This is a genomic window from Chlorogloeopsis sp. ULAP02 (genome assembly GCF_038404745.2).
Taxonomy (GTDB): domain Bacteria; phylum Cyanobacteriota; class Cyanobacteriia; order Cyanobacteriales; family Nostocaceae; genus Chlorogloeopsis.
In genome coordinates this window covers 52,953-69,749 of record NZ_JAYKTT020000007.1, presented here as the reverse complement: position 1 = coordinate 69,749, position 16,797 = coordinate 52,953, and the positions used below count along the sequence as shown (strand labels likewise).

15 protein-coding genes, 1 pseudogene and 1 riboswitch are annotated in these 16,797 nt (G+C 39.9%); of the genes and pseudogenes, 5 read left to right on the top strand and 11 right to left on the bottom strand.

Annotation, left to right across the window (positions count from 1 at the left end; genetic code table 11):
• The first annotated feature begins 248 nt into the window (after window positions 1-248).
• Both U2718_RS05940 and U2718_RS05935 read left to right on the top strand, forming a co-directional pair.
• Window positions 249-605 carry a Rieske (2Fe-2S) protein gene (locus tag U2718_RS05940; protein ID WP_341995855.1) on the top strand — a complete coding sequence of 119 codons (357 nt, stop codon included), beginning with the start codon at window positions 249-251 and terminating at the stop codon, window positions 603-605.
• Between the two features lie 154 nt (window positions 606-759).
• A complete protein-coding gene (locus tag U2718_RS05935; protein ID WP_341995853.1) occupies window positions 760-1,440 on the top strand; it encodes a class I SAM-dependent methyltransferase in 681 nt (226 codons plus the stop codon).
• Window positions 1,441-1,678: 238 nt separating this feature from the next.
• Here the strand turns inward: U2718_RS05935 and U2718_RS05930 are convergent, their stop codons facing one another.
• From U2718_RS05930 to mrdA, 7 genes and pseudogenes are all read right to left on the bottom strand, one after another.
• Window positions 1,679-2,584, bottom strand: coding sequence for an amino acid ABC transporter substrate-binding protein (locus tag U2718_RS05930; RefSeq protein ID WP_341995851.1), 906 nt, complete (start codon window positions 2,582-2,584; stop codon window positions 1,679-1,681).
• Window positions 2,585-3,262: 678 nt separating this feature from the next.
• Entirely contained in the window at window positions 3,263-3,505 is a 243-nt protein-coding gene (locus U2718_RS05925) for a hypothetical protein (protein WP_289790308.1), read from the bottom strand.
• Between the two features lie 102 nt (window positions 3,506-3,607).
• Entirely contained in the window at window positions 3,608-3,865 is a 258-nt protein-coding gene (locus U2718_RS05920) for a hypothetical protein (protein WP_341995865.1), read from the bottom strand.
• Window positions 3,866-3,934: 69 nt separating this feature from the next.
• A riboswitch (cyclic di-AMP (ydaO/yuaA leader) is annotated at window positions 3,935-4,062 on the bottom strand.
• A 283-nt stretch (window positions 4,063-4,345) separates the two neighbouring features.
• Window positions 4,346-4,456, bottom strand: a pseudogene (locus U2718_RS05915) (SDR family NAD(P)-dependent oxidoreductase); the annotation flags it as partial.
• Between the two features lie 81 nt (window positions 4,457-4,537).
• Window positions 4,538-4,933, bottom strand: coding sequence for a VOC family protein (locus tag U2718_RS05910; RefSeq protein WP_341995850.1), 396 nt, complete (start codon window positions 4,931-4,933; stop codon window positions 4,538-4,540).
• Window positions 4,934-5,003: 70 nt separating this feature from the next.
• On the bottom strand, window positions 5,004-5,777 hold the full coding sequence (locus U2718_RS05905) for a ZIP family metal transporter (protein WP_341995847.1): 774 nt from the start codon (window positions 5,775-5,777) through the stop codon (window positions 5,004-5,006).
• Window positions 5,778-6,131: 354 nt separating this feature from the next.
• Window positions 6,132-7,949 carry a penicillin-binding protein 2 gene (gene mrdA, locus U2718_RS05900; protein WP_341995845.1) on the bottom strand — a complete coding sequence of 606 codons (1,818 nt, stop codon included), beginning with the start codon at window positions 7,947-7,949 and terminating at the stop codon, window positions 6,132-6,134.
• Between the two features lie 674 nt (window positions 7,950-8,623).
• On the opposite strand from mrdA, the gene U2718_RS05895 reads away from it, so the two are divergent.
• The 3 genes from U2718_RS05895 (at window position 8,624) to U2718_RS05885 (ending at window position 11,916) form a co-directional block, all read left to right on the top strand.
• Window positions 8,624-9,751 (top strand): ABC transporter ATP-binding protein, encoded by a 1,128-nt coding sequence (locus U2718_RS05895; RefSeq protein ID WP_411813235.1) that lies wholly within the window; start codon window positions 8,624-8,626, stop codon window positions 9,749-9,751.
• 6 nt (window positions 9,752-9,757) lie between these two features.
• Entirely contained in the window at window positions 9,758-10,843 is a 1,086-nt protein-coding gene (locus tag U2718_RS05890) for a spermidine/putrescine ABC transporter substrate-binding protein (protein WP_341995841.1), read from the top strand.
• 182 nt (window positions 10,844-11,025) lie between these two features.
• Window positions 11,026-11,916: an ABC transporter permease gene (locus U2718_RS05885; RefSeq protein WP_341995838.1), complete on the top strand. Its 891-nt coding sequence runs from the start codon at window positions 11,026-11,028 to the stop codon at window positions 11,914-11,916.
• A 124-nt stretch (window positions 11,917-12,040) separates the two neighbouring features.
• On the opposite strand, the gene U2718_RS05880 is transcribed toward U2718_RS05885, so the two are convergent.
• The 4 genes from U2718_RS05880 to U2718_RS05865 form a co-directional block, all read right to left on the bottom strand.
• Window positions 12,041-13,132: an ABC transporter ATP-binding protein gene (locus U2718_RS05880; protein ID WP_341995836.1), complete on the bottom strand. Its 1,092-nt coding sequence runs from the start codon at window positions 13,130-13,132 to the stop codon at window positions 12,041-12,043.
• 103 nt (window positions 13,133-13,235) lie between these two features.
• On the bottom strand, window positions 13,236-14,120 hold the full coding sequence (locus U2718_RS05875; RefSeq protein WP_341995834.1) for a carbohydrate ABC transporter permease: 885 nt from the start codon (window positions 14,118-14,120) through the stop codon (window positions 13,236-13,238).
• 45 nt (window positions 14,121-14,165) lie between these two features.
• Window positions 14,166-15,065: a sugar ABC transporter permease gene (locus U2718_RS05870; RefSeq protein ID WP_341995832.1), complete on the bottom strand. Its 900-nt coding sequence runs from the start codon at window positions 15,063-15,065 to the stop codon at window positions 14,166-14,168.
• 232 nt (window positions 15,066-15,297) lie between these two features.
• A complete protein-coding gene (locus U2718_RS05865; RefSeq protein ID WP_341995864.1) occupies window positions 15,298-16,584 on the bottom strand; it encodes an ABC transporter substrate-binding protein in 1,287 nt (428 codons plus the stop codon).
• Between the last annotated feature and the right edge of the window lie 213 nt (window positions 16,585-16,797).

The window sequence follows — 16,797 nt, the reverse complement described above, 5'->3', positions numbered from 1 at the left end:
AACAATACATTAACACACGTTTACTAAACTTTACAATACCTTGCGAGGAAATTAAGCTCTTTTCTTACTTAAGTAGGATTGGGTGCCTTACCTACCTCAAACTACGGTTGTAAATGCAGGGTGAGTAGCGTTGTAAAATACAAAGTTGCTTCTGTGCTTTCATCCATACTTGGCCTGTGTCAGGGAAAGCGTGGAATTACAGGATCATGTTGCTCAAAGCTGGCTAATTTAATAGAGAGGAGATTCTCATGAGTTGGACAAAAGTTCTTTCATCTGACGCACTTTCTCCAGGCGCACGACAAGTAGTAAAAGTTGGTAACCGGAATATTTTGCTGTTGAACCACGAAGACCAGCTTTATGCAGTTGAGAATGCCTGTCCTCATCTAAAATTATCTTTAAAGAAAAGTAAAATTACTGAAGACGGGGCGATTGTTTGTCCTTGGCATCGTAGTGCTTTTGATTTGCGTACTGGTGAAGTTAAAGAATGGATTGTTTGGCCGCCTGTTGTAGGTAAGGCAATGGGTATGATTTCGCAACAAAAGGTACTGCCAGTTTTTCCTGTGCGGGTTGAGGAAGGAAGTATCTGGGTGGATGTGGAAGAGTAACAACTCCTGCATCTGCATGGCGATCGCTATGGGAATGTACCTGTGGTAGTAAAGATTCCTTTGGCGATCGCTTACTATATTTTATTTAGAGTTCCGATGATATGTAGCTGATTACCTGTAATTACGGCTAACAAAGCAAATCGGAGATATTTGTATGTTTGAAAAACAACCACAAGATTTACGACAGAAGGTAAAACAGTTAGCTACCGAAGCCCTAAGCAAATCAGATCCGTCGGCATGGTTTGAAGTTTTATATACTGAAGCGCAGGGGGATATAACCCAAATTCCTTGGGCAAAGTTAACTGTAAACCCCTATTTGCAAAATTGGTTACTGACTTATAGCCCTCAAAGCCAAGGAAGTTCAGCTATAGTAATTGGTTGTGGTTTAGGAGATGATGCGGAGGCTTTAGCAGAATTAGGATTTCGGGTAACTGCTTTTGATATTTCCCCCACAGCTATAGCCTGGTGTAGACAACGATTTCCTGATTCACTGGTGACTTATGCGATCGCAGATTTATTAGATATTCCCTCACAATGGCATCATACTTTTGATTTAGTTGTTGAATCTAGAAATCTGCAAGCTTTACCTTTAAGTGTGCGTTCCTGTGCCATTCGAGCAGTAGCTTCTTTAGTCGCTATTGGAGGTACGTTGTTGCTGATTAATCGATTTCGCGAGACAGAAACAGAACCTGATGGCCCTCCTTGGCCATTATCTAACTTAGAACTTGCTCAGTTTGCAGAATTGGGACTATGTGAAGTTCGCCGTACTTTATTAATGGACCCAGAGCAGCCTGATGTTAAACATATACGACTTGAGTATCAAAGGCAAATCTAACTATAAAAAACCTCGGCTATCAACCGAGGTTAGAGGAGAAAACCATTTGTCTATGGGAGATAGAAATATTCTCAGAGGGAGACAATCTTAGTTAGCACTATAGACGACCTAGTACATCATTAGCTTATAAAGGTACTTTTGATGATTCCTCTGTCATTAGTAGTGCTATAAGTAGTTTTACGTTCTGGGTACATTAATTAATGTAAATAATCGTAACGAAGCTTGTTGTATGCCTTCTTTAAAGTTCGCTCTTGGGAATTTCTTCACGGGATTCGATCACTATTTGCATGGTTTCAATTGTTAAATCGCGCAAATCTCTATTCAGAAACACGACACCATTTGAGCCAAACCAACGGTCAAATATAGCTACATATCGTTTTTCTCCATCCACAAATCCTTGCATAAATTTGTACAGGGTATAGTTCACTGCATCAAGGAACTTAGAGTTATTCTCAGGAAGCATACAGGCAATACCTTCGCTGGAATAAGGGCGATCGGGTACAATTTGGAACGCATCTTGATTTTTAGTTGTTTCTAACCATCCCTCTATCAAAATACTGTCTGACGCCAAAGCATCTATTTTTCCCTGTTGCAAGGCAGCGTATCCCTCCGCTCTGTCTTTGAGAAAGATTAGTTGAGCTTGAGGTTGCGATCGCTTAATTGCTAATTCATTAGTAGTTTGTTTTAATACACCAACACGCTTACCAATCAAAGATTCAGGTGAACCAAGATTACTTCCTTTCTTTACCAATAACTGAGTACCAGTAGCACCGTAGCTAAGTGAGAAATCTACCTTTTTGTCGCGTTCCCACGTAAAGCTACTAGCATCGCAAACAATATCAACTTGTTGGTTGAGTATTTTGGGAATCCTTTGTGCAGGTGTCAGTGGCACCAATTTCAATTGAATTTTTCTTCCTAGTTCTTTTTCTAACTGCTCTTTAATTAAATTCAGCATATCTATGGAGTAGCCGACTAACTGTCCCTTCCCATCAGCATAAGCAAAGGGGATTGCATCTTTACTGGTGCCTGCTGTTAGTACACCTGTCCGTGCTACTTTTTGCATCACGGTTTCTGCCTGAGCTAAACTTGGTGCTGATGTTGCGAATAATAAACTCAGGGTTGTTATTATCAATTTTTTATACATATTTAATCTTTTGAATATATTTCGGTCGGTTTATTTTACAAGGATGTTTAAAAGTAGTAAAGTTACAGCAAATTTCATTTATTTGAACCACAATTTTTTGTCGGGGAGCCAGTGCGGTGGTGAGCCAGCGCGTTGTAGCGACTGGCGTCAACTGGCGTGCGAGTTTAGCAGATATCTTTTCGGTTTAAGCTAGAGATTGAAACAAAATCCGCCCTTACAGTATTATTTGGTCTATTCACCTGAAAATGGCTGTAATATCTATATTAGTATTTTAGATTAAGTAATTCTGAGGAGTTTAAAAACTACTGTCATCTCAAAGTAAATGTAAAAAAGTATGTCAACTTAACAATAGAGACAATACTTTTTTTAAGAAAACTAACAGAATTTTTGACCAGAATTAAACTGGTTTCTTAATGATTCAGCATGATGTATGTAGTTAAGTTGACTTTATATAGTAGCTTGGCTAACTCGAACTTATAAGTACGCAGATGAGACTAAAACCAATACAGGTTCAAGAATGTGAAAATAGTTATAACTGTTACCAAAAACTAATGAATGCTAGTCATGACAAGTTAACGCTAGACACATAAATATTTAGCGACTACCCAAAGGGTAGTCACCCAAAATGCTGGTTGCTAATGACAACCTTAACTTTTAACTATCTTTTTCTGAGTATCTTTAAATTTCTCCAGTAACTTCAACAGGCTCTTGACCAAACTTCATTAATTCGTAAAGATCAGAAGCATATAAATCTTCATGACTTGGTTCATCTGTCTGGCTTGTTGCCACAATTGGATCGCCGTAGGCTTTGGTTTTACCTATAAGTAAAAGTTTTTTGCCTGCACACTCTCCAATTAACTTGAATTGATTGTCAGGGAAAAAGTCTACATCAGTAAAGAAAGCGCGATTTTTGATAGGCATTTCTCCTCCTAAGTTCTGATGCAACAGTTGTGTTAACGAAAAAATTAATCAGTGTGTTAATTTTTATGTTCCAGTTACCTTATTTGATAAGATAATCAGTTACTAACACACTTGTTTGCAGGATTGAGATTTTAATTTGAGCAATCTGTCAACGCAAATTCTACCGTATCTGAGTGCTTCAGCTTCTGTTGGAAAACAAAAAGGCTCACTGTACTGATTTCCTTCTGGATCTGTATAGTCAACAGCAATACCGCTCGATTCTTTTGTTGTAACTAAAACCCATTGCTTGTAATTAATCATCCTAGCCTCTGTATTTTTGTAGCGGTTGGCGAGGTGGGTTAATAAACAGACATCTGTCACTGCCAATGTTAATAGCAATGTCAGCTAGGAGACCGCAAGGACACTGAACTTAGAGCAAGCAAGTGTCAAAGGTACTCCTTCCAATGCCGACGGAGTTAGCTGACGGGCTAAGACTGGAAGGTGTCTCTCTCACTTTGAGATTCGCCCCAAAAATTGGTTCCTCCGCTTCTGATCCAGGATTAAGGTTTTTCAACTATCATGCCGGATTGAATTAGGCTATCTTCCCACTTTACTAATAAACATATACTCAGACGTTGAAACAGTCAATCAATGTCTTCTTCTAACTTGAAATAAGCGCGCCTAAGCGCTTAGGCTAGGAAATAGGCAATAGAGTTTTTTATCAATTTTTGTGTAATTTAATTAAGTTAGTGTTTATCTAGAACTCAAGTATAAAATTAATCTACTACCAAGCAATTGGTTTTCTATCCCGGAAAAATCCACCTGTTGGACTACCATCTTCAAGAGTTGCCAACCACACAAATCACGGCTAGTAAGAATTACTTGATGTCCCTTTTTTGCTAATTGGCGAGAAGCTTCAAATCCTAAACCGCGATTTCCACCTGTTACTACTGTAATTTTTGGTGTTGTCATGTTCGGATTCTCTGGTTTAGTAGTTTAGTAATCTTTATTTAGGTGCGTTAGGCTAAAGCCGTAACACACCCTACGATTTAGTTATTTAAGTTCGTAATCTAGGTTGTATTCCACGAGTTCAATTTCGTTGCCATCGGGATCGTTGACATAGATTCTATGTTTTGTTTCTGGTGCTGACATTGTGTAATATTCAATGCCTGCATCTGCAAGTGTTTTTTTCATTGCATCACCATCTTTAATTACAAAACCAACGTGGTTGATGCCAATATTTTCATAAGCAGTATGGACACGTTCTTGCTCAGTCTCATCATTTAAGGCAAGATAAAATTGATGATTACCTAAATGCATCCAGTATCTGCCGTTAAATACACCATCAGCACGTACATACCAATCAGGAAATAAAGTTTGGTAAAACTTCTTGCTGTCGCTAATATTTTTGCAACCAAGATTAATATGTTCAAAGCGAATAAAATTCATATCTACTCCTGATTTAGAAATAGAGAATAGGTAATAGCTGATTACAGTTCAACAAATCACTATTCTTTTCTTACCCTAATGAGACATCCAAAAACATCATGACTACAAAGCCCAACATTACACCGATAGTTCCTTCTTTTTCTAATCCTTTACGATGAGATTCGGGGATAATTTCATCACTAATGACAAATAACATTGCTCCTGCTGCAAATGCCATCGCCCAAGGCAAAATAAAGTTAGCAATACTTACTATTCCTGCACCAATCAAACCGCCAATTGGTTCAACTAAACCTGTCAGCAAGGAAACCCACAATGCATAAGCTGCTGAATATTGCTCGCTCACTAAAGATAATGCCACTACTAAACCTTCTGGAATATTTTGCAAGCCTATACCCAAAGCGACAGGAATTCCGTCAGTAATATTGTTGTTACCAAAATTTACTCCCACAGCTAATCCTTCGGGAAAGTTGTGAATAGTAATTGCGGCAATAAATAGCCAAATTCGCTTTAGATTTTTCCCACGGTGATTTTCTTTCCCCTTGAAAAAATGTTCGTGGGGTAAAAACCGATGTACTATTTGCAAAAATACTCCGCCTAAGAGCATACCAGCAACAATAATTAAAGCAGCAATAGGTTTTGATGTTCCTTGAGCGATCGCTGCCTCAGTTCCCGGTACAATCAATGAGAACGATGTCGCTGCTAACATCACTCCCCCACCAAACCCCAGCATTATTCCTTGCACTCGCTGCGTGAGATTAATTGGTAGCAAAATCGGCAAAGCACCAACTACTGTAGCAAGTCCTGCACCTAAACTAGCAATTGCACCGATAACAAGGCTTTCCATATCTAGGGTTTTTCATTTAATCTATATAATTTAAATCATAGTCGTTATGACTTTATGTTGCAAGCAATCAGCAAAAAAATCGCAGGGGTGATTTCCTATCTGCGATGTCATCATTGGGGTTTTATGTGGATAGACAATAAATATACTGAAAAGTAAGATGCTTAGTCCAGAAATTCAGATAGGTTCAGCTTTTCACCTTCTGCCCTCTGCCTTGAAAGAGGGGTGTAAGGGTGTGGGGGAGCCACTGCGGTGGACGGGTTTCCCGGCATAAAGCATGTGGCGTTGTAGAGGAAAATACCTTTTTCATACCTGGTATTGAAACTTGTTTTATAACGACTGCCCTCTGCCTTATTTTTAAGGCTCTGGTTTCTTGTACTTGCCTGGATATTTTTTGTGGAAATACTCTTCCATTACTTTTAGCGCGATCGGCCCGGCAACGCTACCACCGCCACCACCGGAATGTTCTGCGAAGGCTACGACTAAAATTTCGGGATTATTGGCGGGAGCATAGCCTCCAAACCAAGCATGATTAGCTTTGATCCCATTACGTTTCCATGCTTCGGCAGTTCCGGTTTTGCCTGCGACAGGAGGAAGCGTTGGCACATTTAAAGCTCTACCTGTACCTTCTGCAACCACTTTCCGCAATCCTTCGCGGAGAATTTTAGTGGTTGACGGTTTCATATCAATCTGCTCACGCCATGATTTTGCTTGTTCATTATCTTTAAGTAAATGCGGTTGAACTCGGTAGCCACCATTGGCAGGTACAGCAAACATAACCGCGACTTGCAGTGGTGTAGCTAGTAGTGCTCCTTGCCCGATTGACATATTTACTGAATCGCCAACCGTCCAAGGCATTTTCCAGGCTTTTCGTTTCCATGCTTCGTCTGGAACAAAACCTTTTGATTCTTCTGAAGCGAATTCAAACCCAGTTTTCTTGCCGAAACCATACTTGCGAGTCCAATTGATCAAAGTGGAACCACCTACTCTCGCACCGACTTGGTAGAAAAAAGTATCGCTACTCATAGCGATCGCCCGCGCAAATCCTAACGCACCAAATCCGGCGTGATTCCACTCATTAAATCGGTAACCTCCAAAGCTAAGGGAACCGTAGGTTTGTAGTACTGTCTGCGGCGAAAATTTCCCCGACTCTAGTCCAGCTGTGGTGGTAACAATTTTGAAAGTACTAGCTGGAGGATAAGCTTGAAGAGCGCGATTAAGCAATGGATGATCTGCACCTAGTAGAATTTGTTGCAATTCTTTCTGAGAAGCTTTTTGCTTAGAGAAAACATTTGGGTCAAAGGTAGGATGAGACACCATCGCTAAAATTGCCCCATTCTGCGGATTCATGGCAATAACCGTGCCATTACGCTGCGCGAGAGCTTTTTCGGCAGCCATTTGCACATTCCAATCTATAGTCAAGCGGATATCATCACCGGGTTGTGCCTGTTTCTCTCCTAAAATCCGCAGTGGACGACCGTTACTATCTACTTCTACCTGCTGACCGCCCCATTCCCCCCGTAGCACATTTTCAAAAGCCTTTTCAATTCCCATCTGACCGATGACATCTCCAAGGCGATAACCTTTGTCTTTTTTCTCTTTTAACTGTTCAGCTGTTAGTTCACGCGTATAACCAAGTACATGAGCAAATTCCTTCCCATGTGGATAGTAACGAACAGCTTCTGTATGTACTTCCACATCGTCAAGTTCATTTTCATATTCCTTTAAAGCGGTAATTTCGTCTAGTTCCAGGTCGCGCTTAATTCGCACAAGACTAGAAGCGTTTGGGCCTGCCTCTTTCAGCTTATTTTCAATTTCTTCTAGAGACATACCCAGAATTTGAGATAAGCGTATACTTATTTGTGACCAAGATTGTTTTTTATGAGCCATTGGCCACAAATACACGGAATGAGGATAGCGAGTCGTTGCTAAGAGTCTACCATTACGGTCAAAAACGTTGCCTCGTTCCGGTTGCTTAAGCAATAACCTAATTCGATTCGACTCTGCTTGTTGTCGATGAGTTGAGCCTTGGATAATTTGCAAATATACCAAACGTGCCAGAATGCCGCTTGTCAAAAGTAGCGTAAATAGAATTAAAAATACGGATTGGGAATTGCGTCCAACGGTACGCTTTTCTTTGGAATTGCCAAGTAGAGGAATTTGTAATGATGGCATACAACAAATAATTATTTATAAGATTTACACAATTATGTATACTAAAATACTAGTTAGATAACTGTATGAAGCAAAAAACTCAGACAGTGCGGAGTTACCAGTCGACTTGTGGTATATGATAAACCTAGTTTTAGGTAAGTAGCCAAGCCAATAAACTATATTAATTTTTTTGTTACGAAAAATAAGACTGATTGTTTAACGGGCTTTTTAGCTTTCTTCACTTGGTTAGTTATTTTCGCCTCACGCAACATTATGAGAAGTTATAGATCCTCGACTTCTCTAAAGAAGTTAGAGATCTGAACACCTGCAACCTGTGTATCTTTGTCATATGCTTTTTCGATACTCATCTGACGGATGATATTTTCCAACCGATGATCATATTTTAGTGATTATACTTAATCTAAGTGTATATTTTTATCTTGTTTAAAAGGTAATTTTAATAAAAATATAAGACAAAAAATGATTTGGATACTATGATTACCTGTATACAATTACGCTCATTTGGTGCATAAGGTGCATAAATTGAAAGCTAAAAATCTACGAAAGTATATGTCTAAATAAATAATGTTGTCTTACCAGATAAAATGTACCCAAGTCTGGTGTGTAGTCTGCTTAACAAACTACATGATTTTGTAACAATACGTAAAACTATATAGTTTTCTTATTTTAGGACTATGGCCTCTAGCTTGACGCAAAATCAGGGGGAAGTAATGAATTTTGATACCCTTGATGTGGAACTGCGTAACGTTTTTAAGTTTTTTAATCAAGAACCTGCGGTACACGGGATAGACTTGGATGTTAGACAAGGAGAATTTTTCAGTATTCTTGGCCCATCTGGTTGTGGTAAGACTACCACACTACGTTTGATCGGTGGATTTGAAAGGGCTGATGCTGGTAAAGTTTTGATCCAAGGTCAGTCCATGACTAATGTTCCTCCTTACCGCCGACCAGTTAATACTGTATTTCAAAGTTATGCGTTATTTAACCACTTAAATGTGTGGGATAACATTGCCTTTGGATTACGGTTAAAAAAAATACGTAAATCTGAAATTGAAGGCAGAGTTAAAGAAGCTTTGAAACTAGTGAAAATGGAAGGCTTGCGATCGCGCTTACCGTGTCAACTTTCTGGTGGACAACAGCAGCGGGTGGCGTTGGCACGGGCGTTAGTCAATCGTCCTGCCGTCTTGCTGTTAGATGAACCTTTGGGAGCCTTAGATTTGAAACTGCGTAAAGAAATGCAGGTAGAACTGTCAAATCTACACAAAGAACTGGGTGTAACTTTTATCATGGTTACTCACGATCAACAGGAAGCTCTATCGTTGAGCGATCGCATTGCCGTCATGAATCATGGCAAAATTGAGCAAATTGGTACACCCAGCGAAATTTACGAAAAACCTCAAACAGCTTTTGTTGCTGATTTTATCGGTGATACGAATTTATTTGAGGGTGAAGTTGTAGAAGTATACCCTTCTCACATTCAAATTTTAACTAAAACAGGACTTAAAATTACCGTTTCCCGTGCTACTGATACACCTGTTGAATTATCACAAACAGTGGCAGTAAGCGTTCGTCCAGAAAAAATTCAGCTTACACTTTATAGACCGAATACACAGAATAACTGCTTTGAGGGGCGACTTATTAATGTTATGTATTTAGGAACCCATATTAATTATGTGGTCGAAATGAAAAAAGGTGTGCGTATTACCGTGATGCAGCCTAATACTTTTGGCTCCCTACCAGATTCAGATACACCTATTTATGCTTGGTGGAATGAAACAGATTGTTTAGCTATTAGTCCCTGAAGTTAAATGACTAACAGACGGCAATTTTTACAAGTTATAACAGCACTTTCTGGCTTATCTTTAGCAGGTTGTGGTTGGAGACTTGCTGATGTGCGAGCTTCTTCCACCAATAGAGGTTCACGGGATCGACTTAATATTTATACTTGGACACAATATACAAACCAAGAATTATTAAAAACTTTTACCACTCAAACTGGGATTAAAATAATTGCAGATTTATATGATTCTAATGAAGTTATGTTGGCTAAACTCCAAGCTGGAGGTGGAGGCTCTTACAGCGTGGTTTATCCATCTGACTATATGGTGCAGAAAATGGTGGAAAAGGGATTATTGACACAACTAAATCATCAATTTTTAACTGGTTTAGATAATTTATTTCCTCAATTTCAAAATCCTACATATGATGCAAGCAACCAATACAGTATTCCATATAGTTGGGGAACAACGGGTTTAATTTATAATTCTGAAATTATTAAAACACCACCACAAGATTGGGACTATCTTTGGCAAAATAAAGAGCTACTCAATAAACGTGTGACTTTACTCAATGATGTGCGGGAAGTGATGGGTGCGGTATTGCGGATGTTGGGCTATTCTTATAATTCAAAAAATGAAAATGAAATTAGACAGGCTTATGAAAAATTAAAGGAACTAAAACCGATAATTAGTGCCTTTGATACTGATGCTTGGCGTCATAAAATTGTAGCGGGTGATTTAAGTATTGCAATGTGTTATTCCTTAGATGGTGTGAACATAAGTCAAGAAAACCCAAAGTTAAAGTATGTGCTTCCCAAAAGTGGTTCTTCTTTATGGACTGATACAATAGCTATTCTCAAAACAGCACCTAATCCTGATGGTGCTTATACTTGGTTAAACTTTATGTTACAACCAGAGATTGCAGCAAAAACTAGCCAGCTCCTTACAGTTGCTACTCCCAATCGTGCTGCTTTTGAGTTATTACCCCAGAAAATTCAATCAAATACCGACATTTTTCCTTCAGAAGATTTGTTAGAAAAATGCGAACGTATTACTCCTTTGGGGCAAATTGAAGAAGTTTATGATCGCTATTGGACGGAATTAACCAGTAGCTAGCTGTCTTGAAAAAGGCAGAGGGCAGAAGGCAGAGGCAGTAGACGCGGTAGACGCGTTCGCCGTCAGGCGTTGCGTTAGCTAGCGGCTTCCGTTCAGCGAAGCTGTTCCCGTTCCCCAAAAGGGGTTCCCGCAGGGTAGGGTAGGTACGGCTTCCGTAGGTAGGCAGAAGGAAATAAGGACAAATGAATTCTAATGGCGAAATTACCACAGTATCGAGATGGCGGCATTCTCTGCTCGGCTGGTTGCAACCCCTAATATTACTAGCTCCGGCAGGAATTTGGTTGTTACTGCTGTTGGTACTGCCAACACTACTAATTATTGAGTTAAGTTTAGTGCCTGGAATTCGGCCGGGAGATTTGGTAATTCCCAGTGGATTTGATAACTATATCCGGATTTTAGATCCCTTGTACCTGCGAGTTATTGGGCGATCGCTATTTTTTGCTGTCGGTACTACAATAATTTGTTTGATTTTAGGCTTTCCTGTTGCCTATTGGATTGCTCAGATGGCACCAAGACGCTGGCGGAATTTACTTCTGATTGGCTTTGTGTTACCGTTGTGGACTTCTTCCTTGCTGCGCTCCTATGCCTGGATTACAATTTTGCGTCCTACAGGTTTACTTAACACTGTTTTAACTAGTTTAGGGTTGTCTGCCTTGGATTTGCTCAACAGCAGCCCAGCTGTATTAATTGGTATGAGCTACAGCTTGCTGCCTTACATGGTTTTGATTTTATACGCTTCCCTAGAAAAACTAGATCAACGTTTGTTAGAAGCTGCCGCAGATTTAGGTGCAAATCCCGCTAAAGCTTTTTGGAAAGTCACCGTACCCCAAACTTTCACTGGCATTGCTGCCGGTTCTTTTCTGGTGTTTATTACTGGCTTAGGAGATTTTGTCAATCCAGAATTACTCGGTGGAGCTTCTAGTATGACAGTTGCGCGGTTAGTTTATAACCAATTTCTCGGAGCTACCCAAAATTGGGGATTTGGTTCCGCTTTAAGTACGATATTGATTTTGACGGTTAGTATTGCGATCGCTTTATTAATTAAATTCGGTGATGCAACACCAAAAAGATAGTTAGTGTTTAGTCGTTAGTAGTTACTAGGGGAGGGTTTATTGAAATTTTCGTGATCCTAGAGAGATTATTGTTAAAACCCGCCCGTACTTGTTTTTTAGGGGTGGGTTTAGAAAATAAATTATTTCACACACTCTCACTCCTTCTGACGAGAGCATCACCCGACTCTACATCAAACCAGTGAATATTTTGGTGTGGCAAAGCCAGGGTAATTTCCTCATTACTCCAATTTTGGTCTGTGGGTAATAAAGCACGCAAGATTAAAGCTTGTGTTTGCGAACTGCCAACACTCACACTTACCAAATTGTGCATTCCCAAGTTTTCTACGAGATATACTCTACCTTTAATAGTATGTGTATCCCCAGCTTGGGCTATGCGGACGTGTTCTGGACGAATTCCCAAGACAATTTGGGCTGGAACCGTTGGGATATCTGGTAGAGGAATGTGAAAATCACCCAACACAGCGTAGCGTTCTTGGCAGGGAAGGGTGAGTAAATTCATTTGTGGGCTACCTACAAAACCAGCGACAAACAAATTGGCTGGATAATTATAGATGCGTGCGGGTGGATCGAGTTGTTGCACATAACCATTATTTAAAACTGCAACTTTAGTAGAAAGCGTCATCGCTTCTGTTTGATCGTGGGTGACATAGACTACTGGTACTTTTTGGGCAGCAAATATTTGCTTGATATCAGCGCGAACTCTTTCTCGAAGTAGCGCATCTAAGTTACTTAGAGGTTCATCCAACAAATACACTTGGGCTTGACGTACCAATGCCCGCCCGACTGCCACCCGTTGCCTTTGTCCCCCAGATAATTGTCCGGGTTTGCGTTGTAATAATTCTTCTAATCCTAAAATTTCTGCAACTTCTGCCACTCTTTGCTTAATTTCGGCACGAGGAACTTTTTTCAATTTCAGTCCAGAGGCAAGGTTTTCGTATACTGTCATGTGAGGATAAAGGGCATAGCTTTGAAATACCATTGCCATATTGCGATCGCCTGGTCGCTTAAAGGTAATATCCTCTTTACCAAGAAGAATATGACCACGAGTCACCTCTTCTAATCCGGCAATCATTCTCAAAGTTGTAGACTTACCACAGCCACTTGGCCCAAGTAAAGTCAGAAATTCATTGTTATCTACAGTTAAACTAACATCTTTAACCGGGACAACTTTGGGAGAATAAGTTTTATTTAAATTTCTCAATTCCAGTTTTGCCATATTGTTTAGGAGATAGAGGACACAAAGACATGGGGACAAGGGGAGACACAAAGCACAGAGGCAGAGGAGATCGGGAGAACCACTAACTACTAACCACTAACTCCTATCCCTTGACTGCACCAGCAGTTAGTCCTTGAACAATTTTGCGCTGGAAAAACAAAACTAGTAAAACTAATGGGAATGTTCCTACAACAGTAGCAGCGGCAATGGGGCCGTAGGGAATTTCAAATGTTGTTGCACCACTGAGTTGAGCAGCCGCTACAGGAATAGTTTTCATCTCTTCACGAGTGATAAATGTGAGGGCAAAGATAAACTCATTCCAAGCAAAAATAAACGTTAAAATTCCTGTTGTTACCAACGCTGGTACTGTCATTGGTAATAGGATTTGTACTAACATTTGCCAAGTACTGTAACCATCAACTCTGGCAGAATCTTCTAAATCTTTTGGTAATTGTTGAAAAAAACTGCGTAAAACTAAGATTGTTAAAGGTAAATTAATTGCTGTATAGGGAATAATCAAAGCTAAATAATTATTGCCCAGGCGTAATGCTTGGATAATTTCTAATAGTCCTAAAAACAGTAAGATTCCAGGAAATAAAGTTACAATTAAAACACTTGCTAAAATCACTCTGCCACCCCAAGGACGCAATCTTGCTAGGGCATAAGCGGCAGGTGCGCCAATTACAAGAGCTAAAGCTGTAGAAATAATTGATACAAAAGCACTATTTAAAATGTAGCGCAAAAACGGACGGCGGACAAATAGCTCAATGTAATGACTGAGAGTAAAGCGTGTTGGAAAATAAACTGTAGGTACTCTAGAAATATCCTCATTCACCTTAAATGAGGTTAGTAATTGCCACATTACTGGTGCCAAGCAGAAAATTACGACAAAGGCGATCGCAATCCAAAGTAAGATTTGTTTGGCAGACTTTTTGGTCTTGGTTGTGTTTTGGGGGTTGGTAGATATTTCTTCACGGATTACAGTCATAGCAATTTTATTGATTGATGGTTAATAGCAATGAAAAATTAACTACTAACTAGTTATGCGAGATTTTCTGAGCAAGAAACTAGCGATCGCCACTGCTGCAACTAACAACAGAAATGTCACTACTACCAGTGCCGCTCCATAGCCAAAATCTAGGTAGCGCATGATGGTAGAGTAAATGTAAAGAGATACCACTTCTGTAGCACCACCAGGCCCGCCCCCAGTCATTACAGCAATTAAGTCAAAAATCCCGAAAGCTTGTGCAAACCTAAATAGCATAGCGATCAGAATTTGTGGCATCAACAGCGGCAGAGTAATTTGGTAGAAGCTTTGCCAAGGAGTCGCCCCGTCAATTGTGTGTGCTTCATATAAATCAGATGAGATTGATTGCAAGCCAGCTAACAGCAAAATACTGATAAAAGGTGTAGTCTTCCACACGTCTGCAAATATTGTCGCTATCAATGCCAGTGTTGGTTCTCCTAACCAATTAATGCCTGTTCTAATTACACCTAGCCGCAACAGAATATCATTAACAACTCCAAATTGATCATTAAAAATCCACGCCCATGCCAAACCAATTAAAGCCGTAGGCAATGCCCAAGGTAAAATGGCGATGGTACGCACCGTACCTCGTCCAAAAAACTTTTGATTGAGAACTAAAGCAATACCTAGTCCTAGCAGTAATTCCACAATCACTGAGGCAGTTGTAAATATTGTTGTGATCCAAAAACTCTGCCAAAAACGCCCATCTCCTGCCATGCGCACATAATTACCTAAGCCAGAAAATACAGGTTGTAGCTTTGTTCCCAAATTTTCAGTAAATAAACTTAACCAAAAGGCACGAACAATAGGATAGCCAAATACAAATAACAAAAATATTATGGCAGGCAACAAGAAAATCCATGCTGTTCTTTGTTCTCGACTTCGGATTGTATGTAAATTAGTCATTAGTCATTTGTTAGTAAGGGAGCCAGCGCGCCCTTGGGGGTTCCCCCCGTTGAAGCGACTGGCGTCAAGTGGCGTCAACTGGCGTGCGGGTTTTGTTGATTAACTTTGGGTTGAAACAGACAATTTATCTTTTAAACGCGCCCGTAGAGTGGATAGTGGCTATTCTCCCCCTCTGCTTTGTGTCTCCCCGTGTCTTTGCGTCCCCATGTCCCGTTGTCTCCTTGTCCTCTTCCTAGCCCCTAATTCCTAACAAGCGCCGTGTTTCCTCAGCAGCAGCTTTCATTGCTGTTTCTGGAGTCATGCGATTTGTTAATGCTGCGCTCAGATAACGTTGCAAAATATCTGATGCTTGGGCATATTGGGCGATAGGGGGACGCAAAACAGCCTGATCCACAACTTCCAATAACTGGGGATAGTGGGGATATTTACTAACAATTTGTGGATCTGTAAATAATGAACGTCTGCTAGGTACAAAACCTGCTTGCAAAATGAATTGGCGTTGTGCTTCTTCACTAGTAAAGTATTGAATTGCCTTCCAAGCTTCTTCAGGATGTCTAGTAGATTTGGATATTCCTAAGCCCCATCCACCTAAACAAGCTCCTCCACTCTGACCAGAAGCACTAACCATCGGCTTAATCGCTATTTTACCTTTAATCGGAGAGTCTTCAGCATTTGCTAGAGGCCAAACATACGGCCAGCTGCGTAAAAATGCTACTTGACCACTTTGAAAAATGCGTCTTGTATCTTCTTCTATATATGTTGTTACTCCTGGTGGAGAAATGCCTTTTTGGATTGTGTCTTTGAGAAAGGCGATCGCTTTTAGGGTTTCTGGTTTATCTAGTCCTACTTCTAATGTCTCAGGATTTACCCAATATCCATTGAAGCCTTCTAAAACTTCTACAAACATTGCCGCAGCACCTTCGTATTGACGTCCCTGCCACAGGTAACCCCAATTAATTTTGTCTTTCTGTTGTAAAGCTTGAGAGATTTTGATCAAATCTGCAAAGGTTTCTGGCGGATTAAATCCTGCTTGTTGAAGCAAGTCTTGTCGGTAATAGAGCATTCCCACATCGCTTCGCATGGGAATTCGATAGAGCCTTCCTTCGTAACGCCCTCCCTCTACATCTTTTTTAGAAAATGCTGCCAATTCTTTTTCTGTAGTACGATCTGTTAAATCTAGTAGCCATCCGGCAGCAGCAAATTTGGGTGTCCAAATCACATCCATATTAACTAGATCGTAGGGAGAATCACCCAAAATAAAAGCTGATGTATAAAGGTCTTCAAGTAAATTTGTGGCATTTGGCCCCTCAACAATATTGATGCGAATACCAGGGTTTTTTTCTTCAAAGCTTTGAACTATACCTTCTCTCCAAGGCTGGGCATCGGGGGCTGTCATCAATAAATTCAAAACAACTGGTTGTTGGGTTTGTGCTGGTGAAATTGATATGAAAAGAAAACCCAACAAAATAGCCAAAAATATTACTATTGGCAATTTGAACTTTGCTAAGATTTTTGGCATTAGCTTCGGCGTTTGACGATGAAGCATTGCTATATCAAGTGAAATAACTTCTTGATCGGAATTGATTTTTGCTATTAATCTAATTTACTCTCAAAAATCACGTTATTTGGTTTAGTGTTAACTAATTGTGTTTATTCACTAAAAAAACGTAATTTAATTTATTATTTTGTTAACAAAATCCTCTTATTCACTTAATATCACTACACACAAGCA